We start from the raw sequence: 26,661 nt of genomic DNA, 5'->3' as shown, positions 1-26,661 counted from the left end.
GATAAAAAGCCCAGTCGTAATGACTGGTCTTTTTTATGCATTATTTTTTAAATTGAGAAAGCTTATTCTGCCATAATTTTTTCCCACCTATACTGGCAGTAACTGCATTTACCTTCATTGTATTGATCTTCTAAGTTAAGAGAAGTTCCGCACATTTCACATTCGTTATATTCCATTTCATAGTTACAGGCTACACAACAACTCTCTTCGTAAATAAAGGTGCTTTTTCCGCATTCGTGGCAGTCATCATAGGGAGATTCGCCACCATCTTTTATATTTAAATGTGCTTCTCCAGCCAAAGAGTCTGTAATATATTCTTCAAGTACGTCATAAAAGCTGAAGTCTTCCCCACATGACTTACAATGCAAGTCAATCATTGGATAAACATCTTCAGCATGTGGAGCTTGTATTAATGAGGAGTGACACTGATCACAACGAAGGTGTTTAAGAGCTACTTCAACTGAATGATATTTCCAATCGACTGCATCAAGACTCGCTTTACAAGCATTTTCTTCTGCTGAGTAAACATCATTTATCTCGAGTAGAACTTTCCAGCAATCATCGCCCAGAATCTCCTGAGGATCTTCCTGCAAGTGCTCTGATAGAAAGTCTCTAATTAGTAGAAATGACTTGGCTATGATTTCTCGGACAGCATCAGGAGACTTAGATGTATAGTAATGTTCTAAATCGTTTCTTAGTCTACTGATTTCATCAAACCTGTCCCAATCTACTGTTGTAATGTTTAAACTTTTGAATCTTTCTTTTATGGATTGAACATCAATTGTCTTATTACCTTTACCTTCAAAAGTTATTTCACCTTTCGCATCTTGCACAGGCCTAATATTCTGCTTTATCAATAATTCTTTGTTATCGGGTGGGGATAATCGACATAGCTTTTCTTTATAAAGTAACAAAATCCCAGCGGCTATATTTCTCACAGCAGAAACACTGCGCCTATCATCCTTACTTTCAAAATCTTCAACCCCAATCTGAATTGAATCAATTGCATTTTGGATAATACTCATTATTTCTCCTAAGACTGAGTTATTTTGCTAATCAAGCCTTTTCAGTCAATAACTTAATTCCTAGCCCCATAAATACGATACCACTTATTTTATTCATCATGGATTCAATTTTTGGATTCTCTCTTAATTTTTTGCTGAACTTTGACGCCAACATCGCCAAACTCAAGCACCATATAAAGCCTGTGGTGGCAAAAGTCAGTCCCAACATCAAAAATGACAGCATGCCATAAGCATAACTAGCGTCGATAAACTGCGGGAAGAACGCCAAGAAAAATAAAGCGACTTTTGGATTAAAAGTATTGGTCAACACACCTTGCTTATATATTTGCCAACCATCTACAGCCTTTTGGCTAGTCACGTTCTGATCTTTGGATAAATTGTTTGCAATCGAGTTAGAGTTTTTGCTCGTCAGCATCTTAAAGCCTAAATAACACAAATAGCTGGCCCCAATATATTTGACAATTATAAAAGCAGTAGGGGAATTGGCAAGCAATACGGACAATCCTAGCGCCGCCAATAGGGTGTGTACCAAAATACCCGAAGTAATGCCAAGAACAGAATAAAACCCTGCTGTTTGCCCCTGTGAAATACTACGGGTGATGATATACATGCTATCCGTACCTGGCGTTAGGTTTAACAAAATCGCCGCCAAAATAAACCCCAGATAATTCTCGATACCAAACATCGCAATCACTTCCCTTTAATCACGCCAAGACCCATCATTTATAGTATGTGGCTGCACTTTATAAATATGCTTATCAGGTCGATATTAACGAGTATTAGATAGGTTGGCAATAGCGCTATTCACACTAAGCTAGCAGCTATTAATAATAAGCTAACGACAACAGAATAGAGGGTTTTGAGAAACGACAGACATAAAAAAGCCCAGTCACCATATGATGACTGGGCTTTTTTATTGTTCGCTTATTAGTCTAACCTGATGCTAAGCAAAAGTGCTAATAAGTGACGCCGAATAGTGGCGTCCCCAGGGGGATTCGAACCCCCGTTACCGCCGTGAAAGGGCGGTGTCCTAGGCCTCTAGACGATGGGGACGCATAGAGTGTTATAACCAGTGGTTACAACGGTACTTCACAATATCAGATAGCTTAGTAAATAAGCATTGCCTAGGTGCTGATATCGTCCTACTAGCGAGTATTTATTATTACGTTTCAGTAATACTGAGCGTTGCTATAAATAAGTATGGTGGAGCTAAACGGAGTCGAACCGTTGACCCCTTGCATGCCATGCAAGTGCTCTACCAACTGAGCTATAGCCCCTCGCTAAGAGTGTGCGTATTTTATGTAAGAGCGGCAGTCTTGTCAACAACTATTTTAAAAATAATTCATAAATATGCAAAAAAAAGCGATTTAGCCTATTTTAAAGGCTCAATAAGCCCAAATTAGCGTGGATTTTGCTTCAGCGCGATCTCTTTGATGGCTTTATCGGTATAAAACTCTTCTTCGCTACCATCAGAAAAAATAATCGCACAGCATTCAGTTGGCATATATTGACCGCCTTTTTCTCGGATCGTTCTGATACCTTTGACGCCAATGATGTCATATTTGCCCAATTTATCTAGATTATGCTTGGTGTAACCACAGTAAGTGCTGTATATCCATTTTAAATCTTCGAAGTCTTGGCCCTTGGTCAGGGTCAAAGTTGCATCAAACAGTTCTTTTACGAGGGCATCATAATATTTCTGTGCTTCTTTTAGCGTGTTAAAGACATAATCTTTGCTTTCTATCGTGACGGTTTTGGCGGCCATGTTTAGTTCCAATTAAAATATTTAATAAAAGATGTCTAATAATTTGAGGTAGTAATAGCTGCGCTTAACAAAAAAAGGGCCAGAGATGGCCTGACCCTTTTACATTCGACAAGTTTAGCTAGTTAACTATTTAGTAGATAAGTTATTCAGCAGCAGCTAAGAAATCTGGCAATTCTGCCGCTTGTTTCTCAAGTTTTTTCAATTTCTTTTTACCGAGGCCACCCAGTACATCAACCGCATGACGCAAGCGAGTCAGAGTCATATCGGCACCGATAATCGACATAGAGTTCATGACTGGCGTCGATGAGGTGCTACCAGCGATAGCGATAAAGAACGGCGCCATAAAGTCACGCATCTTAATATCAAGATGAGCAGCAAGGCCTTTTAGCGTGGCATAGATGTTTTCTTCTGACCACGTTGGTAAGACTTCTAACTGCCAAAGCGCTAATTGCAGCATCTCGATAATTTGCTCAGGGGTGAGCGACTTATGAGTGAAGCTCTCAGCATTGATGTCAGGTAGGTTTTGGAAGTAGAAACCACCCCAATTAACCGCATCAGACAATAGCTCGATACGTGGCTGAATTGCGGCTGCGATAGCCGTTAGCTTGTCACTGTTACTGGCCCACTCAAGAATTTTATTCTTTAATTCTTCAGGGCTAAGCGCACGTAGCCATTCTGCATTGAGCCAGTTTAATTTTTCAATATCGAAGATAGGGCCACCAAGCGACACACGCTGAATATCAAAGCTGGCAATCATTTCTTCTAGCGTGAACTGCTCAGCATCATTAGGCATTGAGTAGCCCATACGACCGAGATAGTTTAACAATGCTTCAGGTAGCACGCCTGCATCACGATAGTAGGTGATAGAGGTTGGGTTTTTGCGTTTAGACAGTTTTGATTTATCAGGATTACGCAGTAGTGGCATATGGCAAAGCGTAGGCATTTCCCAACCAAAATAATCATAAAGCAGTTGATGCTTAGGCGCAGAGTTCAGCCACTCCTCACCGCGCATCACATGAGTGATTTCCATCAAATGGTCATCAACGACGTTAGCTAGATGATAGGTTGGCATGCCGTCTGTTTTTAGCAGTACTTGCATGTCGACTTGAGTCCAAGGGAAATCAACGGTGCCACGTAGCATGTCTTGTACCTGACAAGTGCCTTCGGCCGGTACACGCATACGAATCACGTGCGGTTTGCCCTCGCTTACCAATTGCTCGGTTTTTTCTGGTGCAAGATGAGCACAGCGACCATCATAACGTGGGGTCTCGCCATTGGCCATTTGTTCAGCGCGCATAACATCTAACTCTTCACTGGTACAAAAACAGCGGAACGCATGGTCTTTTTCTATGAGTATCTCGGCGTGCTTTTTGTAGATATCGCTACGCTCGCTCTGACGATAAGGGGCGTGTGGGCCGCCAATATCTGGGCCTTCTACCCAATCCAGACCAACCCAGCGTAGGGCATCCAAAATCATTTGTTCTGATTGCTCAGTCGAGCGAGTCTGATCAGTGTCTTCGATACGTAAGATGAATTCGCCGCCGTGAGCTTTGGCAAAAGCCAAGTTAAACAGGGCAATATAGGCAGTACCTACGTGAGGAAAGCCAGTTGGCGATGGGGCGATACGCGTACGTACAGGTCGCGTGCTGTCAGTAGAGGTTTGCATGATAAAAGTCTCAAAGTTTGCTATCGATATAAGCTATCAGTATAAATAGCGATGAAAGATATGAAGTCGATGTTAAGAAATAGCGTAAAATATAGCGCTAGTATAACAGAGACATGTGATATTTTTAATGAAAAGCCCTTCTAGTGCTTGACTACAGGTGTATCCTTGCGATAATAATGCTAAGCAAGTCATAACTTGTTTATTTTCATCTAATTACTGGCCAGTATGGTCGTCATCTATTGAGTTGTTTGTGTCCCTATCAAAGTCTAAGCCAAAATCGAAAGCCAGTCCTTCTGCCGCCGCTGATCTCTCTGAGTCAGTGTCTAGTCCTTCTGCTGTAAAGGATGCGTCTACGCAAGATGTCGATCTGGATGTTACTCATGCCCGTCATGAGGGCGATATCACGTCTGATGAATTGAGTTTTGTCCATGATGCGGTGCTGCTGCAAGAGACTGTCGCAGCAGTACTGGGTGTAAAATCCTTGCCCAAGCAAAAAGAAGGCGTCCAAAATAGCTTAAATATAAGTGGCATCTACGTTGATGCGACCTTTGGCCGTGGTGGTCATAGTCGACTGCTATTAAGTCAACTTGCCGATGACGCCACACTGATTGTCTTTGACAAAGATCCAACAGCCATTAGCGTGGCGCAAGAGCTGGCAAGCAAAGACAGCCGTGTACGTGTGGTTCACGATAGTTTTGCGACGTTGACCGACAGTCTAGCTGCTATGGGTATCACTGAAGTTGATGGCTTAATGGCAGATTTGGGCATTTCATCACCGCAGATTGACGATGGTAGTCGGGGCTTTAGCTTTATGCGTGATGGGGCAGTAGACATGCGTATGGATACCAGTCGCGGCCAGTCAGTTGCCGAATGGCTCGAAAAAGTCGATGATGAAACGTTGGCCAATGTGCTTTATGAGTTTGGCGAAGAGCGTCACAGCCGCCGTATTGCGCGAGCTATCAAACAGATGGAGAGCTACGAGTCTACACTTGAGCTAGCAGAGGTCATCAAAGTGGCGCATCCCAATTGGCAACGCGGCAAACATCCAGCCACACAGAGCTTTCAGGCCATGCGTATTTTTATTAATAATGAGCTGGGCGATGTTGATGACTTTTTAGCGCAAAGCATTCCTATCTTAAAGTCAGGTGGGCAGCTTGCGGTCATTAGTTTTCACTCATTAGAAGATCGCCGTATCAAGCAGTTTTTGCAGCGCCATAGCAAAGGGCAATATCCAGAAGACGAAAACCTGCCAATGCCGCCGAATCGTCCACGCTATTTTAGCAAACCAAAACGTGTCGGCCCAAGCAAAGATGAGACGAGTCAGAATCCGCGCGCGCGTAGTGCATGGCTGCGTATGGCAACGCGTACTGACACAGGTTATGAGCAGACAACAGGGGTATAGAAGAACATCATGACGGCATAAGTTATATCTGAATATGATTATTGAGTTGTCTAAGATTGCTAATGTTTGTCTAAATGATGCGCAAATGTCCTAATGGCTACGCCACTGTTAAAAATCTGTAAATATTGTCTGTTAGGCTCAGCAGTTGGTTTTTTATCTGCATGATAGCTGCACAGATTTATATGTAGTATAGCCATGCAACGTGTTTGGTTGTGGTATGACCTATTGATAGCCATGAGTTGTAATGATTTATGGCTCCTGAATAAATTAGTTATCGAATATACTTTTTACGTTCGTTTTTTAAGTGTGGTTTTTACACTTATAAGTGTCTTTGGTTTTATATTTATCGATGGTATGACCGAATAATGACACGTTCATCTTTCGCAATCCGTTATCTACTCTATCGTTTACGTTCACCTTTTTGAGATCGTCATGGCAATATCTGACAAACCTGCGAATCGCCGCACTGCTACACCTTATAATACCGATGTCGGCGAGCTGTTCGTGCGCCGGTTTAATGTGGTGAGCATTTATGTGGTCGTGCTATTGCTATTGGCAGCCACGATTGTATGGAGTGGTATCAAAACTGCCGAAGAAGTTCAGCAATATCATCAGGACTACAAAACCTTGCAAGACATGAAAAAACAAGAACGTAAGCTACAAGTAGAGCATCAGCGTCTATTAATTGAGCAACAAACCTTTAGCGCCACGCCACAGATTGCCAGTCGAGCGGTTGCTGAATTGGGTATGTATTCGCCAACATTAAAGGATAAGCTGATTATCCAGCCTGGTGTCGCTACTGCATTGGTGCCAGTGGTTACGGAAGACTCAGATGAAGATATGTCTGACGTCATTGGGCCACGTGCCTCTACCGACATCTCTCCTGAAGAACCAGCGACGGAGGCAGGACAATGAGTGAGAAAAAGCCTAAATCCACCGCAAAAAATACCAGCAAGAAACCAGCCAGCGGCAAGGTAACCAAACCCCTCCGCCGAGCCAGTGCGGCTAAATCTGGTCAGACGAGTAGCAAGCCTGATAAAGCTGCAAGTAATCGTAAGGCAAAACTATTCGGACGCATCAAAAAAAGCGACACCCAAGGCGCTTATACCAGTGTAAAAAACCGCAAAAGTAAAATGGTTTTTTCGAGCAAAGCGTCAGGTGCTTCTGCTCTCGGAGGTTTCGAACAAGACAAAAACCGTTTTCGTATGGTCTGGGGTCTAGCGCTGGTCATATTAGCGCTACTGATTAGCCGCGCCTATTATATTCAGGTTGCCAACGCACAGTTTTATCAGGATAAAGGTAATGAGCTCATTACCAGTGAGCGTACCCAAAAATCTTATCGCGGTATGATTACCGACCGTAATAATCTACCGCTTGCAGTCAGTGCGCCGCTCGCGACAGTTTCATTCAGTCCGCATGATTATTCTCGTGAATATTACGAGCTAAAGCGCATTATCATTACCAATCCTAGCAGTCCTCAATTACAGGCGCGTATGCAAAAGCGCCTAGATAATATGGATCTGACCAAGCTAGCCGCTGCTGCCAATATATCGGTCGATGAGTTGAAGAAAGTCACGGCAATTGATGACAGTATCGATGTGACCGATGAGAAAGCGGTAAAAGCTGCTTTGCCGTCTGGCGCAGGATCGCACTATTTGCCACTGCTTAATAAGGTCACACCTGAGATTGCCCAAAGCGTCAGCTCGCTTGATTTCCCAGGCGTCTACGAAAAGAATTTCTTTCAGCGTTATTATCCACAGCCACAGTCTAATGCGCAGCTGCTGGGCTTTATGGGTCAAAACGCCAAAGATCCTGAAGGCGGTTACGAAGGCCGTGCTGGTATTGAGCGTCAGTATGAAAAAGATCTGGCAGGTGATGACGGAAAAGTTTTAGTTCTAAAAGACGCCAAACAAAATAGCCTAAAAGAAATTAAGCAAATTGAGCCAGAAGTACCCGGCAAAGATGTGGCATTGACGATTGATTCGCGTTTACAGTATTTGCTATATAAAGAGCTAGAAAAAGCTGGGCGTTTGCAAAAAGCCCGTTGGTCCACGGGTATGATTGTTGATGTGCAAACTGGTGAAGTGCTGGCGTTATCGACATGGCCGTCGTTTAACTCGAACAACCTTAACGAGATGACGGGTGAAAACCAGCGTAACCGCGCATTGTTAGATGTGTTTGAGCCAGGTTCGGTGATGAAACCGTTTACCGTGGCGGCAGCGCTAGACTCGGGTAAGTATACGCCAACGACTTTGATTGATACCAATCCCGGTTCGATTCGCGTACGCGGCTATACCATTCGAGATCATAATAATTTGGGCATGATTAACATGGCCACGCTACTACAGAAATCCAGTAACGTGGCCTCCACCAAGATTGCGCTATCATTGCCAGCCGATGCTATTAGTAATATGCAAAGACAGTTTGGCTTTGGCTCAAAAACACCTTTGCAGTTCCCAGGTGAGGGCAGTGGTTTAATCGTCACGCCAAAAGAGAAAGAAACCTCGCGCCGTGCGACGGTTAGTTATGGTTATGGTCTACAAGTGACATTGGCACAGGTTGCACAGGCGTACTCAGCCCTAGCAGCAGGTGGGGTCATGCATCCATTAACTTTAATTAAAGATGACAAGTCGCAGCCAAGCAAACGTATTATGGCGCATGAGCAGGCAATGTCTATCGTGCAGATGCTCGAGAGTGTGACTGAGCCTGGTGGTACGGCAAAAGCCGCTGCCATTGATGGATATCGCGTGGCAGGTAAGACGGGTACGTCACGCCGCATCAATCCAGACGGTGGTTACTATACGGATCAGTATCGTAATGTCTTTGCTGGTATGGCGCCTGCATCCAATCCAAAGCTGGTAGGCGTAATGCTTATCGAAGACCCGCGCGGTCAGATTTATGCTGGTCTAACGGTCGCACCTGTCTTCCATAATGTAATGAAAGAAGCATTGCGATTGTATAATGTGCCTTTGGATAAGCCACTAAAAACGGAAGCGCAGTAAGCGTTCAATTATTTTAAATGTCCAGTTCTACTGAGCTGACACGTTTTAACTGTTTAGGATTTATCTATGACTATATCATCGCTAGATAGCGCTACTGTTACTTTACAACAGCTTATAGATGCTAATAAAAGCCAGCAGCATAAACTGGCTGAGCAGCTTACAGCGATGATAGCAGCATCGATTCAGGAAGCATCTAATCAGGTAGGTTCAGATCAAGCCCAGTCTATTGCCCATATTCCGTTTCAACAATTTCGCCTGGACAGTCGCCAACTGGAAGCGAACGACGTATTTGTCCTTTTAAAAAGTCAAACAGCCAATTCTAAAAAAAGTCGTGATTATCTATTGCAAGCCGCTGAACAAGCCGCGTTTATTCTCTCAGAAATTGACCCTGTTGTTTTGCTTAGCGGAGCAAATAATCCTTCAAATACCACTAATGAACTGCAGACAGATAGTATCACTAGTATGCAGCAACTAGCAGCATTGCCATGTCTTGTCTTATACGTTCCTAACATTCGCGACTTTTTAGGTAGCTTAATTCAAGCGCGCCTTCAATATCAGCAGCCAGTGACTCTACCGACCGTGGTTGCGGTAACTGGTACGAATGGCAAAACAACCATCAGTCAATTAGTAGCACAGCTTACTCAGCTGATGGGTCTGAGTAGCGCGGTGATGGGTACGGCAGGTAATGGTAGACTTGGTGCTCTGGTGCAAGCCAGCCATACTACGGGCGACGCTTTAGCTGTCCAACAGTTTCTATATCAAATGGGAACAGAAAAGGCTGAGATATTGGCATTAGAGGCCAGCTCTCACGGGTTGGACCAGCAACGTCTACAAGGTATGCCAGTCACTGTGGCGATTTATACCAATTTGAGTCGTGACCATTTAGACTATCATGCCGATATGGCAGAATATGCCGCTGCCAAAGCCAAGCTGTTTGATAAAGCTCATTTCCCAGATTTGACCCATGCCATTATCAACATCGATGATGAGCACGCTCAGGTTATGTTAGATATGGCAAATGCCAGCGGTTTGACGGTATGGACATACAGTTTGGATTCATCAAAAGCGGCTACTTTTGTTGCCGCTGATATTACGCCGAGTCTGCAAGGCGTCCAAATCAATCTGCGTATTGAGTTTGGTAATGAGAGAACTGGCAACATGGAGATTGTCAGTCCATTATTAGGTCGCTTCAATGTAGCCAATTTGCTCGCAGCGATAGCAGCTGTCGTAGCACTCGATGTTGACTTAGCCATGAATATTGAGCGTATTGCGCCTGCTGTTGCACAGTTGCAAGGTGCGGTTGGGCGTATGCAGCGTGTACCGTCAAATGATGGCTGCTTTATCGTTGATTATGCGCATACTCCAGACGCTCTAAGCCAAGTGTTGGCAAGTTTAAAAACCCACTGTAAAGGTCAGCTTTGGGCGGTATTTGGATGCGGCGGAGATCGCGATGCAGGCAAGCGACCGTTGATGGCGCAAGCGGGTCTGGCAGGTGCTGATCAAGTTATTTTGACCGCGGATAATCCACGTACCGAAGACCCAAATGTAATTTTGCAAGATATGCAGGCTGGTATGACCGCTGAGCAATATCAACGAACCCATATCGAGCCTGCCCGTCAGACGGCCATTGAATATGCAGTTAGTCACTCAGGTGTGGATGATATCGTGGTCATCGCAGGCAAAGGTCACGAAACCTATCAAGAGATTAATAACGTTCGCTATGATTTCGATGACAGTGTTGTTTTGCAGCAGGCATTGAATCAAGCTGGCCGCGTGTAGTTGATTGGCTCAGGATGCATGTATTAGTAAAAATTGATCATTAAATATAAAAATTAAGTAGTCATCATATAAGGTAATCATTATGACAGCCGACACCGATAATACTGCCCAGTCGCAAGGGCTCTATGTCTGGCAAATGGACAATCTGCTCGCAGCGACCACGTCGCTCGATGGGCAGTGGCAACTACCACAAGGCCATGCAGAACAGACGGCCTTGTCCAGTAAGCGGATAGCCACTGATACTCGCACGATAAAGCCAGGCGATATATTTTTGGCGCTAAGCGGCGACAATTTCGATGGTCACGATTATATCGAGACAGCAATATCAAAAGGCGCAGTTGCCGCTGTCGTCTCGCGTCCTATTTCGTTGTCCGGCCCAAATGCTATTCCGCAATTGGTGGTCAGCGATACCCGTTTGGCGCTAGGTCAATTGGCAGCCTATCGTCGTCAGCAGCATACAGATTTGACCGTGATTGCTATTACGGGCTCTAGCGGCAAGACCACTTGCAAAGAAATGCTAGGCAGTATTTTTGGTAGATTGGCACCGACCTTGATCACTCGTGGTAACCTCAATAACGATTTGGGTGTACCAATGATGTTGCTTGAGCTATCGGATCATCATCGCTATGCTATTTTAGAGCTAGGCGCAAACCATATTGGCGAGATTGCTTATACGACTGAAATCGTTCAGCCTGATGTGGCCTGTATCTTAAACATCGGTACAGCGCATTTGGGTGAGTTTGGTAGCCGTGAAGGCATCTGCCAGACCAAAGCAGAGATTTACCATACGTTGACGGACGCACAGTTCGCAATTGTTCCTGATAAGGATGATTTTACCAATCAGTTGCGTCGTATCGCTGAAAAGTACACCTCGCATGTGATTGGCTTTGGTAATACGGATGTAAGTGCAAGCCATCTAGACGTAGAGCCTGAACGTAGTGAGTTCAAACTACATATCGGTAACCAAATCCATGATATCAACTTGCCATTGGCAGGTGAACACAATGTCAATAATGCCTTGGCTGCTGCTGCCTGTGCGCATGCGCTAAATATTGCGGTGAGTGACATCGTCATTGGGCTAGAAAATGCGCGTCCTGCTAAAGGTCGTCTAAATAGCCAGATACTTGGTATGCATCGTCTCATTGATGATACTTATAATGCCAACCCGCATTCGGTACGTGCCGCCGCCAAAGTATTGGCCGCGCAAACAGGTACGCAGGTCATGGTGCTGGGCGATATCGGTGAGCTAGGAGAGGCTGCTATTAGTGAACATCAAAGCTTGGGCCGTACTATCGCGACCACAGGTATCAATGTGCTGCTTTGTGTTGGCGAATATGCCCCTTATACCGTTGCAGGTGCGCAAGAGGTGTCTGATATCAGTGCTCATGCTTTTGCCGACAAAGACAGTTTATTACAGTATTTACAGCCGTATTTGCAAGCGCAACAAGCTAAGCCTTGTACTGTGTTATTCAAAGGCTCTCGTTCCATGGGAATGGAAACACTTATTCATGCGCTAGTAGAGGAGTAGGCGGTGTTAGTTTGGTTGTTCGGCTGGCTTGGCCAGTATTATACGCCGTTTTCTGCGGTTTCTTCGTTGACACTACGAGCATTGCTTGCAGTTGTTACCGCCCTTGTATTTAGCATGATGTTTGGTGGCCGTGTCATTCGGCACTTGCGTTCGCTCAAATATGGTCAGGCCATTCGTAATGATGGGCCTCAATCGCATTTGGCCAAGACTGGTACACCAACCATGGGCGGGGTATTGATCCTAAGTGCGATTGGCATATCGACGCTGCTGTGGGCACGATTGAACAATCCCTATGTTTGGATTTTGCTCGTGGTTATGGTTATCTTCGGCGCCGTAGGTTGGGCTGATGATTGGCTAAAAATTAAGTACAAAGATCCAAAAGGCTTAATCGCTCGCAAAAAGTACTTTTGGTTGTCTATGGGTGCGTTATTTGTCGGTGTGTCTTTGTATTATATCGCCACATTACAACCCGATATCAACACCACGCGTGAGATGCAAGATTTGCTATTGCCAGTATTCAAAGACTGGATGATTCCATTTTCAGCAGTGCCATTTGGTATTGGCTTCATCATCTTTACCTATTTTGTGATTAATGGTGCTTCTAACGCAGTCAATCTAACCGATGGTTTGGATGGTTTGGCGATTTTGCCAGTCGTTCTCGTCGCTGCAGGTTTGGGCGCGATGGCCTATGTATCAGGCGATGTACGCTTTGCTGATTACTTGCATGTGCCTTATATTCCTTATAACTCCGAAGTCATCATCGTCTGCGGTTCAATGGTCGGAGCAGGCCTTGGTTTCTTATGGTTCAACGCGCATCCAGCACAAGTATTTATGGGTGATGTTGGCGCGCTAGCATTGGGTGCAATGCTGGGTACTATCGCCGTAATGACCCGTCAAGAGATTGCCTTTGCGATTATGGGTGGTTTGTTTGTCGCCGAAGCGCTATCAGTTATGTTGCAAGTTGGCTCGTACAAACTACGCAAAAAACGCGTCTTCCGTATGGCACCGCTGCATCATCATTTCGAAGAAATTGGCTGGAAAGAAACACAAGTGGTGGCGAGATTTTGGATTATTGCTATTATTCTTGTCATCCTCGGGTTAATGACGCTAAAGCTGCGTTAAGCTATAACAGCCGAATATCTATATAGCTATCAATTTGCAAAACTCCAAAAAGCCGTCTCAATTATTATTGAGACGGCTTTTTGTCGCTCAAGACCCATGAATTTTGTTAAAATGCGAAGCATATTGCTATCACTTTGAGATGCCCGTGTCGTTATTTATTTGTCCACTTTGTCAGTCATCACTACAGCTTGCCGCAGATACTTGGCGCTGTGATGGTAGTTTGCACCCTAAGCAAACTTCGCATCCTTTTGATGTAGCGCGTCAAGGCTATGTCAACCTGCTGCCAGTACAACAAAAAAAGTCCAAAGCACCTGGGGATAGCCAAGAGTCTATCGATGCGCGTAAACGGTTTTTGAATCATGGGCACTATGCACCGCTCCAAAAACTAATTAGTCAAAAAATGACAGAGTTGCTGTCTAACGATGAGTTTATAAACGAGCAAGATAGCAAGCCAGTCAGTTGGCTTGATATTGGCTGCGGAGAAGGCTATTACACGCAGGCAATGGCACAAATGGGGTTGAAGGTTATAGACACGCTGATAGCCGCTGACATCAGTAAGCCTGCAGTGGTTGAGCTGGCCAAAGTCAGTAAACTAGCAGGTCGTCTATGGTATCAGCCGCGCCAAGAAGATACTGCCAAAACGACAGCGGTCTATCCATTAGTGACCAGTGCTGCACATTTACCATTACGCCCGCACAGTATGACGGGTATTAGCAGTATTTTTAGCCCTATCTTGCCCGAGGCGTTTGATAATGTGTTGATGTATGGTGGCTATCTGATCATTGCCAAGCCTGATGTCGGGCATTTGGCAACGATGCGTGATGCGCTATTTGATGATGTACGTGAGCATGATTCTGATAAATTTTTGCAAGAATTGGCACCATATTTTACGTTGGTTGAGACCTGCCGTGTCAGTACAGAGCTAACGTTATCCGCAGAGGATTTGGCTGATTTGATGACGATGACACCTTATGCGTACCGTGCCCGCAGCGAAAAAAGGCAAGTACTATTGGCTGCCGTAGAAACAGCAGCATTTAGCACAGAGGCGAAGTTTGTGGTTTATATTTTGCAGAAAACGTCTGTTTAGCACATTTAGAGCATAGCAGTATGGAGTATTGCTATGCTCGTTTTAAATATTAGCCAGCAACTTCACCGTTTCCGTATTTGCATTCTTCAACAATCAGCTAGTCATTCGCGTTTTTATAAATACCCTTTCTACGATGCTTACCGATGAATCGTAAATAGTCTGTCATTTAACCAAACATTACGCCAACACCTAACATTCCTTTGATCGCGTATGCCCTCGTAACAATCGCAACCTTTCTTCAAGTTTCATAAATCTACTTAATACTAGAATCATTTATCATTCTCTTTGTCGATAGAGTAAAGCTTTATCACGATAGTTCATTTAACACTAAATGCATTATCTATAACTACTCTAAATATGAATTCAAAGGAATAAAATGATGAAAAAGATACTAGTTAGTTCGATTTTAGCCGCTACTGCTTGTTTGTCGATGGTGGGTCAAGCCAATGCTGCACCTAATTTTGATAAGCATCATTCAGCTCAAGTACAGCAACAAAAACACAGCAACAATAAAGCGAGTAATAGCTATAAGCATGCCAAAGCTAAGGCAGAAAAGTCACATCACAAAGCGAACGTAGTGGCTGCTAAGCACAAAGCAATAGCCAAAAATGTTCATGCTAAAAATAGCCACGACAAAAACAATCATGACAGAAACAACCATGATCGTCGATCGTAAAAATACAATCCTTGCATCCAAAAATAGCGCCTTAATGAGGCGCTATTTTTTTGTTTTTATATGACACTATTGAGCGTTACTAGTTGAGCAAATGCTACTGACTGATAAACGTCATTGATTTGGACACGCCATTTTTACTAGGCTGAGTGAGTGTGACTTTACTACTTAAAACATCGCCTTTGGCATTGATTTTATAGCACTCTGAAGACGTACCTGCAGCATCAGAAGTTAAAAGTAGATTGCCTGAGGTTTCTATACAGAGCCACGCCGTGTTATTTGTATCTTGTGTGAGCGACCAGTCCTGCTTATAAGTGGCGGTTTTCTGCCGCATACTATTGTCAGCATATACGTTTTCAGTGATAAGCTGACTTGAGTCGCCTACAGTAGCCATTTTAGGAATACTCGTCGTTTGGTTAGCGATTGAATACTCACCCGTACTATCCGTAAAACCATGGAACACCAATGGATTTAGCGTAAAGTAATTGATAGCGACGGACTGATCCGTAATCTGCTGATTCACTGTGTTGATTGTGCTGACTTCTGCGCCTTGTACCATTTTATTATTAAAACGCATGCTGCCTTTAGGGGTGATTTGAATATCTGCGGCTACGCTTTGTCCTCCGACAGTGACTACCAATTTTTCACTACGTTGTTTGGTATAGACATTGAGTAGGGCAGTCTCAACTGGGTATTGAGTGACCACTTTATCAGAGCTATTATTTTGACTGGTATTACCTGTTGCCGTACCGCCTATGCCAGTAGCGCAAGCACTCAATCCGAGTCCTGCTACGATACACATTCCTATTGTTTTCATTGTTGTATCCTTTAGTTTATTTAAATAAATACTACCGATATCTACTATAATCCAATTTTTGGACAATGGCATCTGCCGAGTATCAGTGACTCTACTGTTATTACATTTTTGTACGGTATAGCAATGATGGTAAATATAGATATAAAGCTAGAGTGAGCGCCACAGAAAACTCAAAGCCTTTTCGTATAAGGGTCTAGGAATAAAATTAAGCTGATAATAAAACAAATAGTAATAGAATATCTACTCATTTAAAGGCAGTTTTATACGGCCAAACACGACTGAAAAAATGTTTATAATCTGCACGACTGTAAAAAAATCTATTTAAAAAGAGATAAAGGCGAAGCTTACTAATACGACTCGGCTTTATTCGAATGCGTGAAAATAGGTTACAATAGCTGTTCAAGAAAACATATCTCTAGTACGTCATAAATAAGCCACTTTAAGTGGCTTATTTATTGGTAAAAATAAAAAAGTGCAAAAAGATTAGATGGTTTTTCGCTGTCCAAAAGTTGATAGCGCGTATCAATGCCAACGTCGGTATATCAATACATACTCTCAAAGGGAAAAATAAATGTCAGTTAATGAAGCATTATTAGATGAAGTCAAACAATGGCGCAAACAGATTCATAGCCAGCCTGAGCTTGGATTCAAAGAATTTAAGACCTCTTCATTCATCGTAGATAAGTTACAATCTTTTGGTATTGAAGTTCATCAAGGCTTGGGTGGCACTGGTGTGGTTGGTACTTTGAAAAACGGTGCAGGCCCTACTATCGGTATAAGAGCCGATATTGACGCGTTGCCAATCGCAGAACAAAACGATGTTGAGCATAAATCTACCCACGTAAACTGTATGCACGCTTGTGGTCACGATGGTCATACCTCTGTTCTGCTAGGAGCGGCAAAACACTTAAGTCAACATAAAGAGTTTAGCGGCACCATTCACTTTATTTTTCAGCCTGCTGAAGAGGTGTTAGGCGGTGCCAAAGCCATGATTGATGATGGCTTATTTGATAAATTTCCGATGGATGCTGTGTATGGCTTGCATAATTGGCCTGGGCTGCCAGTGGGGGAAATCGCTGTAAATAATGGGCCCATGATGGCCTCTTTTGATACTTTTGAAATTACATTAACTGGCAAAGGCACACATGCTGCCATGCCGCATTTGGGCGCTGACCCTATAGCCGCAGGTGCTGCACTAATCACTAATATCCAATCTATTATCTCTCGCCGCGTCTCGCCATTGCAGTCTGGCGTTATTAGCGTGACGCAAATGAACAGCGGCGATACCACCAACGTGATTCCAGATGTCGCCATCTTAAAAGGTACGGTTCGTAGTTTTGATATGGATGTACGCCAATCTATGCAAGAGATGCTAACAGAAATGGTCGCCACTCTGCCGCCTTTATATGGTGTCAAAGGCGAGATGGATTACCACATTCGTTATCCAGTAACCACCAACGACAGTCAAGCTTACCTTGAGATTAAAGAAGCGGCTACTAAGGCGTTGGGCGTTGATAAAGTCAATACCGATGTAGAACCTTCTATGGCTTCTGAAGACTTCTCATTTATGAGTCAGGTAGTTAAAGGCGCCTATTTTTGGTTGGGCGTTGATGGCAGCATACCTTCTAAGCCGCTGCACAATGCCTCTTATGACTTCAATGATGATGCTATCGAGACAGGTATCAAAGTATGGGTTTCTTTGGTTGAGTCAGAGTTACCGAAGAGCGCTGAATAAAATTTTATTATCAATAGATAAAGCTCAACAGACCAAGTTCAATCAATAGAGTCATCATCATACTCAAAGGGAATTTATATGAACAACAATAGCGTGCTGTCGCCTACTATGACAAAGCATCTGCGTGATTGGAAACTGCATTTATTAGTGGTTGCTGTGTCGTTATTAGCAGAATGGATAGGTATTATAAAAATCCCTATCGGTATTGGCATTTTGGTGTTGCTGCCATTACTTTATGCTTTTATCTTTGCGATTTTATTAAATCCTAATGTCGTGCCTTCGATGAAAGCGGTTATAACCAAAAAACGCGCCAAGTTTGCCAGTTATGCCATTCTGTTAAGTATTATGCCTTTTATCGCCAAATTCGGTGTTGGTGTTGGTCCCAATATCGAAGAAATCATCGCTGCTGGTCCAGCACTACTGTTACAAGAGTTAGGTAATGTAGCGACCGTTCTGATTGCGCTACCTGTTGCAGTGCTTGTCTTTGGCATGGGCCGAGAAGCCATCGGTGCCACGCACTCTGTTGCTCGTGAACCTAACGTTGCTTTGATTGCTGATAAGTACGGCTTACAAAGTCCAGAAGGCATTGGTGTGATGGGTGTCTATGTCATGGGCACCTTGTTTGGCGCGATTTACTTCTCATTAATGGCCGGTATCATTGCCTCGATGGACATTATGGATGTACGCGCACTTGCTATGGCATGCGGTATTGGTAGCGGTAGTATGATGGGTGCTTGTTCAGCAGCATTAGCAGAGACGGTGCCTGCCCAAGCAGAAACCATTACTGCCTTTGCCGCTACTTCTAACTTGCTAACGTATGCCACTGGTTTATTTGTTAGTTTGTTTGTAGCACTGCCTTTTACAGAGTTTTTGTATAAAGTAGTCAGTAAATTTAAGAAGAACAAGCAGACAGTCGCTACGACAGAAACCAATCTTGATGCAGTCATGGAAGAGCCTGCCAGTCTTTCAATCATGCAGTCTTTTATTTTATTGGCTGTGATTTGCGTGGTCTTGCTACTGAGCAATTGGGTAGGGCAAGGTGTAAATCCATTAACGGCATTACCTGCCATGCTCATTTTGTTTGTCTGTTGTGTGATTGGTATGCTGTTAAAGCGATTTATTCCAGTCAATGTACCGGCAATTGCTTGGATATCTATTGTGGCTATTTTAATCTCTCTACCACAGTTTCCATTTAATGCTTATGTTTTGGAAGAAACCGCTAAACTGGGCGTTCTGCAATTATTAACACCAGTACTTGCTTACGCTGGTTTTGCCATCTCGCAAATGGAAGTCGATTTGTTTAAGAAATCGGGCTTTAAAATTGCCATTGTTGCGGTATTAACCTTTACAGGTACTTTCATCGGATCAGCGATGATTGCGCAAGCCATGCTCTAAAAGTTAGATTGGTATTTGAGGATAATAAAAAACCCCAGTTGACCAACTGGGGTTTTTATTGTTTGATCTTATAGAAGAGCAGATAGTTATCTTGTGTTATAACTCTTATATGAGTCACTCTCAGTCCATGATACGAGTTTTTTAGATTGGTCAATTAATGTGTTATTCAATTAGATATATAGTGATTAGATCTCATACGACATATGAAATTAAGGCTAAACAGAAATGTTTCAGACAGCAGTATAGGGTGAGTATAGACTGAAAGTCTTACTGTTAAAATATATAAAGAATGTTTAGGAAAGGGTAGAACAAGATGAAAAACAAAGGCTTTGCTTACGCAAAATAAGATTGGCGGTGAAGGAGGGATTCGAACCCTCGATACGCTATGAACGTATACACACTTTCCAGGCGTGCGGTTTCAGCCACTCACCCACTTCACCGTTTTTTGAACGCCTAAGTATAGCGGATACCATTTAGAATGTCACGACTTGCGCGCTATCTTTCTTTATTGGCAAGCGCCTGCTAGGATAGCAAGTATGTAACGGCAAGTATAAATGGTTGAAAGTTGAATGATAAGTTTTAGTAGGCTTAAGTACGGATGTAAGAATAGTGCGCTGATGGCAGTATTGCTTGTCGCGACGGGTATTACCCAAGCACATGCTGATGATTTGACCCAGTGTAGCCAGTCTTTTTATGGGGGTGTTTATCCTGAATTTACCAATACCAAGCTAAAAAAAGACACACAAGCATTATGCATGGATGGTTTTGTGGTTATGTACTCGGGGGTATCGCGTACACCGCTTTGGTCAGCAGAGCATCTCGATCGCACACGTCTACAACAAGCTAAGCAGATCGATCGTGAAGATAGCTTCCACGAAGAGAGTAAACTGCCAAAGTCAGCACGAGCCTCATTGTCTGATTATTCAGGTTCTGGCTATGATCGAGGGCATTTGGCACCCAATGCCAATATGGCCAATCGCAGCCAGCAGTATGATAGTTTTAGTTTAGCCAATATTGCCCCGCAGTCACCACGTAACAATCGCTATATCTGGCGTAATATCGAATCTGCCACTCGGTATTTAACGCAGCAATACGGTGAGGTGTATACCATCACAGGTGTGGCATTTACTGATAAAAAAACCAAGCAGCTCGCTAATCGTGTCTTTGTGCCTAGCCATTTCTTCAAAGCTGTATATATCCCAGCAACCAATCAAGCAGGCGTGTATTACGCACCAAATGATGAGTCGGAACGCATCGATGTGATTAGTATCGATGAGCTAACCACTGAGATTGGTATCGATGTATTGCCTATGCTAGATAGTCAGTCCAAATCTCAAGCGTTTGATTTACCATTGAAGGCAGGTGAGAGCTCAGATACCCCTGAGGCACCAGTAGAAGAGCCAGAGTGGATGCTGTTTGTGTGGGCTATTTTAGAATGGTTAATTGCACAGTTGCAGGCTTAAACTGAAAGAAAGACCCAAAAACACACTCATTTCGAAAAAAATAAAATGTTACTGATAATAAGGATAATCAAATGATTGAGCCATTCGCCAACGACCATCAAAGCATGCAGATTGGTGATCTTGTCATTGAAAATCAAAAAGACAAGATTATTATATATGGTGATATTGATCTCACTTTTGATGAGTTAGGATACGAGCAAGCCCAACAGCTACATGAGCTGTCGGGGAAAATCGTACAAGCGTTTACAGATAAAAATCTATATAGCAAGAACGATGCTAAGTCAAAGGAAAATGATGACCAATTAGATAAGGATATCGACAATCCTTTCCTATAAGTCTTTGATATGGCTTTATTTTTGTAGAAATAAGAAACTATAAAAAAATTACTAGGCAAAACCTAAAAATTGCTTATAATGAGTTAAGACATCGCTTGTGTCGCTCGAATCTTTAACCAAAAGCTTATAAGTTGTAATGGTAACTATCATTGAAAAAGGTCGAAACCGTAAAGCTCGTAATGAAAGGTTCTAGCAAAGGATAAGCATAGGACAACAGAAACATAACGTTTCGAGTAATCATTGTATGAAGGGAGTCAATCTATGAAATTATTTACAAAGACCACTTTAGCAGTTGCTGGTATTGGTATTGCTAGCATGGCATTCGCCGCTGACCCATTAGCCAACACTACTTGGCAGACATATGATGATGGTGAACCAAAAGGTACGGTAAAAATCACTGAGTCAAATGGTGTTCTGACCGGTACTCTTATTGCTGCTAATACTGCGAAAGGCAAAAAGCACGTTGGTACGACTGTTATTAGAGGTCTAAAAGCTGACGGTGGTGGTAAATATAGTGGTGGTACGATTACTGATCCAGCAAAAGGTAAAGACTATCGTATGACTGCAAGCTTAAGCGGCAACACATTAAAGCTAAAAGGCTATATCGGGCCATTCTCTCGTAGCCAAGAGTGGAAAAAGAAATAAACTAAAAAATTAGTCTTAGCTTAATATATAAAATCCCGCGTTACCGAAAGGTCTCGCGGGATTTTTACGTTTTAGATTTAAGCTTATGGCTTCAATAGGGGAGATCTTTAAACACTAAAATTATAAACGCCGATACTACAGTAGGTAGTATCAGCGTATTTAACAGTAATCCTTAGCTTACTGGAAAGGAGCTTATCTTATAAATTCTGGGTAAGCTTCCATACCACATTCTGCAATATCAGCACCTTCGTACTCGTCTTCTTCAGAGATACGTAGACCGATAACCAGCTTGATAATAGACCAAACCACTAGGCTGGCAATGAATACCCAAGCAAAGATGGTTGCAGCGCCCACAATCTGACCGATAAAGGTAGATGCTGGGTTAGTGATAGGTACAATTAGCAAACCAAATAGACCGACCACACCGTGAACTGAGATTGCACCCACTGGATCATCAATTTTGATTTTGTCTAAGGCTAAGATTGATAACACTACAATGATACCGGCAATAACACCAAAGATAGTAGCTTGTAATGCAGAAGGGGTTGAAGGCTCAGCAGTAATGGCAACTAGACCTGCTAATGCACCGTTTAGGAGCATAGTTAGATCCGCTTTACCAAAGATGATGCGAGCTAAGATCAAGGCACCGACAGCACCGCCAGCAGCAGCAGCATTAGTGTTCAAGAATACCATTGCAACAGCATTAGCACTAGCGATGTCGCCTAATTTGAGCACTGAACCACCGTTGAAACCGAACCAACCCATCCACAAGATTAGCGTACCAAGTGCCGCCAATGGTAGATTGGCACCAGGAATAGCGCGTATCTCGCCGTTAGGGCCATATTTACCTTTACGTGAGCCTAAGAGCAATACACCTGCTAGAGCTGCTGCTGCACCAGCCATATGTACAATACCAGAGCCTGCAAAGTCAGAGAAGCCCATGTCGCCTAGGTTGAATAAACCAAAGACATCGTTGCCGCCCCATGTCCAGCTACCTTCTAATGGGTAGATAACACCGGTCATGACCACAGCGAATAACAAGAATGACCACAGTTTCATGCGCTCAGCAACAGCACCTGATACGATTGACATACAGGTCGCTACAAAGACCACTTGGAAGAAAAAGTCTGATGCGGCAGAGTAGACAGAGTCGCCACCGAAGCCGTTTTCAGCAGAGGCTGCTAAGGCGTCTTCTACTAACGTATCACCGCCTGCAATTCCGCTTAAGAATAGGTCGCCACCATACATAATCGCATAGCCGCATACCATATACATGATGCTAGCCGTTGCAAATAGTGCGACGTTTTTGGTTAAGATTTCGACTGTATTTTTTGATCGGACCAGTCCGGCCTCTAACATAGTGAAGCCTGCTGCCATCCACATGACCAACGCACCACATATCAAAAAGTAAAACGTATCGAGCGCATATTGGAGCTCAAAGATTTGACTTTCCATTTAAATTCCCCCTTGAATTTATAATATAGATATCGGCATTACCGATAGATAAAAATGCTGTAAGAGTCTGTACCTATAAGTTTATGCCCGTAGGTAGGTCTTCAAATTTAGATAGCGTCAGGTCCCGTTTCACCCGTACGGATGCGGATAACTTGCTCAAGTGCAGTGACGAAAATCTTGCCATCACCAATCTTACCAGTGCTAGCGATACGAGTGATTGCCTCGATAGCAGGCTCAACCATCTCGTCGATCACAGCGACTTCGACTTTTACTTTAGGTAAAAAGTCCACCACGTATTCTGCGCCGCGATAGAGCTCTGTATGACCTTTTTGACGACCGAAACCTTTGACTTCAGTGACAGTGACACCTTTAACACCGATGTCGGAAAGCGCTTCACGCACGTCGTCGAGCTTAAACGGTTTTAAGATCGCAGTGATTAGCTTCATAAAAAATTCCTTATTTGTGTGATGCCGCAGATTGATAGAAGTACTATGATGCATCATCATATCTCTGCCTTGCTTACTGTAAGTTATTCAAGAACCATGCCAACCTACTCAAGGGGGGAGGTAGAATTGGCATTGTTCATTAAAAAGTAATGACAGTAGTAACATAGAGTATGGGCTACGATGCAACGATTAGAGCCATCGCTACAAGCATAATAAAGGTGAATCAATCTTTAGCGTTTGGTTAACGAAAACTTTATTATAACCAACTTTTTGAGTGCTTGGGGAGGCTATCCCTTTATTTCATGTGACGATTTGCTAACTTGAGTTTGGTCGTTAGCTTGGCCTTTTCATGCAAGCGTATCAAAGATGAATGGCGGGAAGGTAGAGAGAAAATAGAGATAAGCGTCAGAGCCTAACATAGTAGTCAGACCCCTGCGCTTAGGTAGATAAAGGGTTTGGACGTGTTGGTATATATGTCGTTATGCTTTAGGAAATAGTAGATAAGGAGTTTTTGTGCTGACCAATAGCTTTTTTGTATCGCTACCTTGTAGTAATTCGCGTAGACGAGATTGGCCAAAAGCCCCAGTCATAAGTAAACCGATATCATGTTGGTTTTGATAGTAGTTCAAAGCCGCAGCTACATCACGGCAGTCAAGCAATGTCTTTTTAGATTTGATACCCGCCTGTTTGAGCTTGGCATAGGCTTCACGCAACGCATCACAGTTATCAGAAGTTTCCTTGCCAACCATCACAATATGAACCGTTAGTGCACGCACCAGTGGCGTTTTACACAGCCAATTTAGTAGTTTATGGCACGTTGGACTGTTATCAAACGCAAATAAAGCAGTAGTAGGGGGCAAAAATGGTGCATGTGTCACCAAAATAGGGCAGTGGCTGACTCGAATAAGTTGGCTCAGTGTAGATTTGCAAGTGACATGATGCCCTATAACGATCAATTGTGCTTGGTCATCGACGTAATCAATGCTCTGATTGAGGTTCTCATGACGATGCAATGTATATGTCTTTAGCTTATGGCGCTGCTGCTCACAATACGAGGTAGCTTGAGATAATAGCAGTCGGCCCTGCGCTTTTAGCTCACAGTTACTTAGATGCTCTTTGGATGTGAACTGTTCGAGCAAAGCGTTTTCATCATCAATATTGAGGCAACCAGAATAATTAATAGCGGCTTTTTGCTGCAAGCTTGGCATCGAGTGCAATAAGCCAACAGGCGCGCGCAGGCGAATAGAAGCCCACATACTGGCCTCTAGTACCGCTTGAACATGATCAGGACAGTCCAAGCAAGCAATCACACTATCTGGTTTTAAATTACTCATAAAACGACCACATCATTTTAATAATAAAAATCGGCTATCTCAGTTTAGGGTGGGTGTATGCAAAATACATCCAACCCTTTTACCAATATAACTGTCTATTAATATCCGATATATTAGCCATAGACTAAAAATATAGCCACATGGCAACCGCGTAGATTCGCTTAGCAGTTTCGCTTAGTCTAACAAGCCAATGTCTCGGCGGTCATGAACAGAGAAGCGATCAATCAGTGTTCGACTCGCATTGTTGAGTCCTACCACTTTGACATCAATACCTTCACGTTGCAAGCGCATCACTAGCTTGTCTAAGGTATCAACAGCGCTAACATCCCAAAAATGCGCTTGGCTTACATCAATCTGAATACTATCTACAGCTTCTTTAGTATCAAAACTATGTAGGAACTGGGTGGTAGAAGCAAAGAATACCTGCCCTTGAACATAATAGTAGCGGGTATTGCTGCTGTCATCATATTCACTAAAGATCGTTAAGAACTGACCAATTTTATTAGCAAATGCTAAAGCAGATAGCAAGACACCTACGCCCACACCGTAAGCTAAGTTATGAGTAAAGACGGTAGTCAATACAGTCGCTAGCATAACGATATTGAACGACATTGGATGCGTCTTAAACTCGCGAATAGACTGCCAGTTAAACGTGCCAATCGATACCATAATCATGACTGCAACCAAGGCTGCCATTGGAATTTGACTGACCCATTCACTTAAGAACACAACCATAATCAGAAGGACAACACCGGCCATCAAAGTAGACAGACGCGTACGACCACCCGATTTGACGTTGATCATTGACTGACCAATCATCGCACAGCCTGCCATACCACCAAAGAAACCTGACACGACGTTAGCCATACCTTGTCCACGACACTCTTTGTTTTTATCACTTGGTGTATCGGTCAATTCATCGACGATTGTCGCTGTCATCATAGACTCTAAAAGACCAACGATGGCAAGTGCGATAGAATAGGGTGCAATAATCAGCAAGGTATTTAGGTTTAACGGAATGTCAGGCAACAAGAATACTGGCAATGAATCTGGCAAATCACCCATGCTGCCAACATTGCGAATATCGAGATTCATATACATTGCAACGGCGGTCAAACCTACAATACAAATAAGCGGTGAAGGAACGATGCGACCGATTTTAGGGATAAGTGGAAATAGATAAATAATCGCTAAACCAGCTGCCGTCATGATATAAACAGTCATGCCAACACGCTCAGTCATCGGGTTCAATTCTGGCAATTGCGCAGCAAAAATCAATATTGCTAAAGCGTTGACGAAACCGATAACCACTGAGCGAGAGACAAAGCGCATCAGATTACCAAGCTTTAGAATGCCCATCACGACCTGAATGGCACCGCAAAGCAAAGTTGCAGCAAGCAAATATTGCAGACCGTGATCAGCAACCAAATCGACCATGACCAATGCCATAGCACCAGTCGCTGCCGAAATCATACCTGGACGACCACCGACAAAACTGATCACTACCGCGATACAAAATGAGGCGTATAAGCCAACCTTTGGATCAACACCAGCGATAATAGAAAAGGCAATGGCTTCTGGAATAAGGGCTAGGGCTACAACCAAACCCGATAAAACGTCACCGCGAACATTGGAAAACCACTCGTCACGCAAGTTATCAATAAAAGATGTCATAAGTAAACTACATAGGGTTAGAGGCAAAAAAAGTAATCATTACTCATTTATAAAATGATCGCGTCGCTAATAATAGCTATTCATTTTTCTTTTACTTCAACATGCACTAGGTCATGTTGCTGTGTTGAATTGTGAGAAACTAATAACCAAGATATCTAACTAATAACCGAGGTATCTACTGATTTTTTTGGTATCAAAAATACGCTCATCAATAATCAATACGATGATAAGGGCAGTAAATTACCTAAAAATATTTTTTAAAAGATTGCTTAAAATAGGCGACTAGATAGATGTACCTACAATAATATATAGA

The 26,661-nt window shown here is 43.2% G+C and carries 22 protein-coding genes and 3 tRNA genes; 13 read left to right on the top strand and 12 right to left on the bottom strand.

Annotation, left to right across the window (positions count from 1 at the left end; translation table 11 throughout):
• Positions 1 to 62 precede the first annotated feature (62 nt).
• From ACIGBM_RS12255 to gltX, 6 genes are all read right to left on the bottom strand, one after another.
• Positions 63 to 1,025, bottom strand: a complete 963-nt coding sequence (locus ACIGBM_RS12255; protein ID WP_397477916.1) for a hypothetical protein — start codon at positions 1,023 to 1,025, stop codon at positions 63 to 65.
• Between the two features lie 31 nt (positions 1,026 to 1,056).
• Positions 1,057 to 1,710, bottom strand: a complete 654-nt coding sequence (locus ACIGBM_RS12250) for a LysE family translocator (protein ID WP_397477915.1) — start codon at positions 1,708 to 1,710, stop codon at positions 1,057 to 1,059.
• 292 nt (positions 1,711 to 2,002) lie between these two features.
• Positions 2,003 to 2,078, bottom strand: a tRNA-Glu gene (locus ACIGBM_RS12245).
• A gap of 148 nt (positions 2,079 to 2,226) precedes the next feature.
• Positions 2,227 to 2,302, bottom strand: a tRNA-Ala gene (locus tag ACIGBM_RS12240).
• 122 nt (positions 2,303 to 2,424) lie between these two features.
• Positions 2,425 to 2,790: a hypothetical protein gene (locus ACIGBM_RS12235; RefSeq protein ID WP_397477914.1), complete on the bottom strand. Its 366-nt coding sequence runs from the start codon at positions 2,788 to 2,790 to the stop codon at positions 2,425 to 2,427.
• Positions 2,791 to 2,932: 142 nt separating this feature from the next.
• Positions 2,933 to 4,459: a glutamate--tRNA ligase gene (gene gltX / locus ACIGBM_RS12230; RefSeq protein ID WP_397477944.1), complete on the bottom strand. Its 1,527-nt coding sequence runs from the start codon at positions 4,457 to 4,459 to the stop codon at positions 2,933 to 2,935.
• Positions 4,460 to 4,823: 364 nt separating this feature from the next.
• On the opposite strand from gltX, the gene rsmH reads away from it, so the two are divergent.
• The 8 genes from rsmH to ACIGBM_RS12190 all read left to right on the top strand — a co-directional run bounded on the left by rsmH (position 4,824) and on the right by ACIGBM_RS12190 (position 15,052).
• On the top strand, positions 4,824 to 5,858 hold the full coding sequence (gene rsmH / locus ACIGBM_RS12225) for a 16S rRNA (cytosine(1402)-N(4))-methyltransferase RsmH (protein ID WP_397477943.1): 1,035 nt from the start codon (positions 4,824 to 4,826) through the stop codon (positions 5,856 to 5,858).
• 432 nt (positions 5,859 to 6,290) lie between these two features.
• Positions 6,291 to 6,773: a cell division protein FtsL gene (locus tag ACIGBM_RS12220; RefSeq protein ID WP_057762053.1), complete on the top strand. Its 483-nt coding sequence runs from the start codon at positions 6,291 to 6,293 to the stop codon at positions 6,771 to 6,773.
• Positions 6,770 to 8,860, top strand: coding sequence for a penicillin-binding protein 2 (locus tag ACIGBM_RS12215; protein ID WP_057762051.1), 2,091 nt, complete (start codon positions 6,770 to 6,772; stop codon positions 8,858 to 8,860). Before ACIGBM_RS12220 ends, ACIGBM_RS12215 begins: the two co-directional genes overlap by 4 nt.
• A 66-nt stretch (positions 8,861 to 8,926) precedes the next feature.
• Positions 8,927 to 10,639 carry a UDP-N-acetylmuramoyl-L-alanyl-D-glutamate--2,6-diaminopimelate ligase gene (locus ACIGBM_RS12210; protein WP_397477913.1) on the top strand — a complete coding sequence of 571 codons (1,713 nt, stop codon included), beginning with the start codon at positions 8,927 to 8,929 and terminating at the stop codon, positions 10,637 to 10,639.
• An 82-nt stretch (positions 10,640 to 10,721) separates the two neighbouring features.
• Entirely contained in the window at positions 10,722 to 12,167 is a 1,446-nt protein-coding gene (gene murF, locus ACIGBM_RS12205) for a UDP-N-acetylmuramoyl-tripeptide--D-alanyl-D-alanine ligase (protein ID WP_397477912.1), read from the top strand.
• A 3-nt stretch (positions 12,168 to 12,170) separates the two neighbouring features.
• On the top strand, positions 12,171 to 13,289 hold the full coding sequence (mraY, locus tag ACIGBM_RS12200; RefSeq protein ID WP_101205970.1) for a phospho-N-acetylmuramoyl-pentapeptide-transferase: 1,119 nt from the start codon (positions 12,171 to 12,173) through the stop codon (positions 13,287 to 13,289).
• A 139-nt stretch (positions 13,290 to 13,428) separates the two neighbouring features.
• Positions 13,429 to 14,376, top strand: a complete 948-nt coding sequence (locus tag ACIGBM_RS12195) for a putative RNA methyltransferase (protein ID WP_397477911.1) — start codon at positions 13,429 to 13,431, stop codon at positions 14,374 to 14,376.
• Positions 14,377 to 14,755: 379 nt separating this feature from the next.
• A complete protein-coding gene (locus ACIGBM_RS12190) occupies positions 14,756 to 15,052 on the top strand; it encodes a hypothetical protein (protein ID WP_397477910.1) in 297 nt (98 codons plus the stop codon).
• A 94-nt stretch (positions 15,053 to 15,146) separates the two neighbouring features.
• Here ACIGBM_RS12190 and ACIGBM_RS12185 read toward each other — a convergent pair whose 3' ends face one another.
• Positions 15,147 to 15,866, bottom strand: coding sequence for a hypothetical protein (locus ACIGBM_RS12185; protein ID WP_397477909.1), 720 nt, complete (start codon positions 15,864 to 15,866; stop codon positions 15,147 to 15,149).
• Between the two features lie 571 nt (positions 15,867 to 16,437).
• Here ACIGBM_RS12185 and ACIGBM_RS12180 point away from each other — a divergent pair.
• Both ACIGBM_RS12180 and ACIGBM_RS12175 read left to right on the top strand, forming a co-directional pair.
• Complete coding sequence (locus ACIGBM_RS12180; RefSeq protein WP_394125035.1) at positions 16,438 to 17,601, top strand: M20 aminoacylase family protein; 1,164 nt, start codon at positions 16,438 to 16,440, stop codon at positions 17,599 to 17,601.
• Positions 17,602 to 17,679: 78 nt separating this feature from the next.
• Positions 17,680 to 18,996 carry a DUF3100 domain-containing protein gene (locus ACIGBM_RS12175; protein ID WP_397477908.1) on the top strand — a complete coding sequence of 439 codons (1,317 nt, stop codon included), beginning with the start codon at positions 17,680 to 17,682 and terminating at the stop codon, positions 18,994 to 18,996.
• Between the two features lie 349 nt (positions 18,997 to 19,345).
• Here ACIGBM_RS12175 and ACIGBM_RS12170 read toward each other — a convergent pair.
• Positions 19,346 to 19,436, bottom strand: a tRNA-Ser gene (locus tag ACIGBM_RS12170).
• Between the two features lie 177 nt (positions 19,437 to 19,613).
• Here ACIGBM_RS12170 and ACIGBM_RS12165 point away from each other — a divergent pair.
• The 3 genes from ACIGBM_RS12165 to ACIGBM_RS12155 all read left to right on the top strand — a co-directional run bounded on the left by ACIGBM_RS12165 (position 19,614) and on the right by ACIGBM_RS12155 (position 21,439).
• Positions 19,614 to 20,459: a DNA/RNA non-specific endonuclease gene (locus tag ACIGBM_RS12165; protein ID WP_397477907.1), complete on the top strand. Its 846-nt coding sequence runs from the start codon at positions 19,614 to 19,616 to the stop codon at positions 20,457 to 20,459.
• A gap of 71 nt (positions 20,460 to 20,530) precedes the next feature.
• On the top strand, positions 20,531 to 20,794 hold the full coding sequence (locus ACIGBM_RS12160; RefSeq protein WP_397477906.1) for a hypothetical protein: 264 nt from the start codon (positions 20,531 to 20,533) through the stop codon (positions 20,792 to 20,794).
• 261 nt (positions 20,795 to 21,055) lie between these two features.
• Positions 21,056 to 21,439, top strand: coding sequence for a DUF2147 domain-containing protein (locus ACIGBM_RS12155; protein WP_191114376.1), 384 nt, complete (start codon positions 21,056 to 21,058; stop codon positions 21,437 to 21,439).
• Positions 21,440 to 21,631: 192 nt separating this feature from the next.
• Here the strand turns inward: ACIGBM_RS12155 and ACIGBM_RS12150 are convergent, their stop codons facing one another.
• From ACIGBM_RS12150 to ACIGBM_RS12135, 4 genes are all read right to left on the bottom strand, one after another.
• Entirely contained in the window at positions 21,632 to 22,894 is a 1,263-nt protein-coding gene (locus ACIGBM_RS12150) for an ammonium transporter (protein WP_057762031.1), read from the bottom strand.
• Positions 22,895 to 23,001: 107 nt separating this feature from the next.
• On the bottom strand, positions 23,002 to 23,340 hold the full coding sequence (locus ACIGBM_RS12145) for a P-II family nitrogen regulator (RefSeq protein ID WP_010197981.1): 339 nt from the start codon (positions 23,338 to 23,340) through the stop codon (positions 23,002 to 23,004).
• A gap of 479 nt (positions 23,341 to 23,819) precedes the next feature.
• A complete protein-coding gene (locus ACIGBM_RS12140; protein ID WP_102092102.1) occupies positions 23,820 to 24,674 on the bottom strand; it encodes a universal stress protein in 855 nt (284 codons plus the stop codon).
• A gap of 174 nt (positions 24,675 to 24,848) precedes the next feature.
• Positions 24,849 to 26,348: a SulP family inorganic anion transporter gene (locus tag ACIGBM_RS12135; RefSeq protein ID WP_057762027.1), complete on the bottom strand. Its 1,500-nt coding sequence runs from the start codon at positions 26,346 to 26,348 to the stop codon at positions 24,849 to 24,851.
• Between the last annotated feature and the right edge of the window lie 313 nt (positions 26,349 to 26,661).

The sequence above is a fragment of the Psychrobacter sp. NPDC077938 genome (assembly GCF_044542635.1).
Taxonomy (GTDB): domain Bacteria; phylum Pseudomonadota; class Gammaproteobacteria; order Pseudomonadales; family Moraxellaceae; genus Psychrobacter.
This window is presented reverse-complemented; position numbering and strand designations above follow the sequence as displayed.

Bases quoted from the DNA above. Each gene is read 5' to 3' on its own strand.
- ACIGBM_RS12255 (WP_397477916.1), bottom strand. From the start codon at position 1,025: ATGAGTATTATCCAAAATGCAATTGATTCAATTCAGATTGGGGTTGAA.
- ACIGBM_RS12250 (WP_397477915.1), bottom strand. From the start codon at position 1,710: ATGTTTGGTATCGAGAATTATCTGGGGTTTATTTTGGCGGCGATTTTG.
- ACIGBM_RS12235 (WP_397477914.1), bottom strand. From the start codon at position 2,790: ATGGCCGCCAAAACCGTCACGATAGAAAGCAAAGATTATGTCTTTAAC.
- ACIGBM_RS12220 (WP_057762053.1), top strand. From the start codon at position 6,291: ATGGCAATATCTGACAAACCTGCGAATCGCCGCACTGCTACACCTTAT.
- ACIGBM_RS12215 (WP_057762051.1), top strand. From the start codon at position 6,770: ATGAGTGAGAAAAAGCCTAAATCCACCGCAAAAAATACCAGCAAGAAA.
- ACIGBM_RS12210 (WP_397477913.1), top strand. From the start codon at position 8,927: ATGACTATATCATCGCTAGATAGCGCTACTGTTACTTTACAACAGCTT.
- murF (WP_397477912.1), top strand. From the start codon at position 10,722: ATGACAGCCGACACCGATAATACTGCCCAGTCGCAAGGGCTCTATGTC.
- ACIGBM_RS12195 (WP_397477911.1), top strand. From the start codon at position 13,429: ATGCCCGTGTCGTTATTTATTTGTCCACTTTGTCAGTCATCACTACAG.
- ACIGBM_RS12190 (WP_397477910.1), top strand. From the start codon at position 14,756: ATGAAAAAGATACTAGTTAGTTCGATTTTAGCCGCTACTGCTTGTTTG.
- ACIGBM_RS12185 (WP_397477909.1), bottom strand. From the start codon at position 15,866: ATGAAAACAATAGGAATGTGTATCGTAGCAGGACTCGGATTGAGTGCT.
- ACIGBM_RS12180 (WP_394125035.1), top strand. From the start codon at position 16,438: ATGTCAGTTAATGAAGCATTATTAGATGAAGTCAAACAATGGCGCAAA.
- ACIGBM_RS12175 (WP_397477908.1), top strand. From the start codon at position 17,680: ATGAACAACAATAGCGTGCTGTCGCCTACTATGACAAAGCATCTGCGT.
- ACIGBM_RS12165 (WP_397477907.1), top strand. From the start codon at position 19,614: ATGGCAGTATTGCTTGTCGCGACGGGTATTACCCAAGCACATGCTGAT.
- ACIGBM_RS12160 (WP_397477906.1), top strand. From the start codon at position 20,531: ATGATTGAGCCATTCGCCAACGACCATCAAAGCATGCAGATTGGTGAT.
- ACIGBM_RS12155 (WP_191114376.1), top strand. From the start codon at position 21,056: ATGAAATTATTTACAAAGACCACTTTAGCAGTTGCTGGTATTGGTATT.
- ACIGBM_RS12150 (WP_057762031.1), bottom strand. From the start codon at position 22,894: ATGGAAAGTCAAATCTTTGAGCTCCAATATGCGCTCGATACGTTTTAC.
- ACIGBM_RS12145 (WP_010197981.1), bottom strand. From the start codon at position 23,340: ATGAAGCTAATCACTGCGATCTTAAAACCGTTTAAGCTCGACGACGTG.
- ACIGBM_RS12140 (WP_102092102.1), bottom strand. From the start codon at position 24,674: ATGAGTAATTTAAAACCAGATAGTGTGATTGCTTGCTTGGACTGTCCT.
- ACIGBM_RS12135 (WP_057762027.1), bottom strand. From the start codon at position 26,348: ATGACATCTTTTATTGATAACTTGCGTGACGAGTGGTTTTCCAATGTT.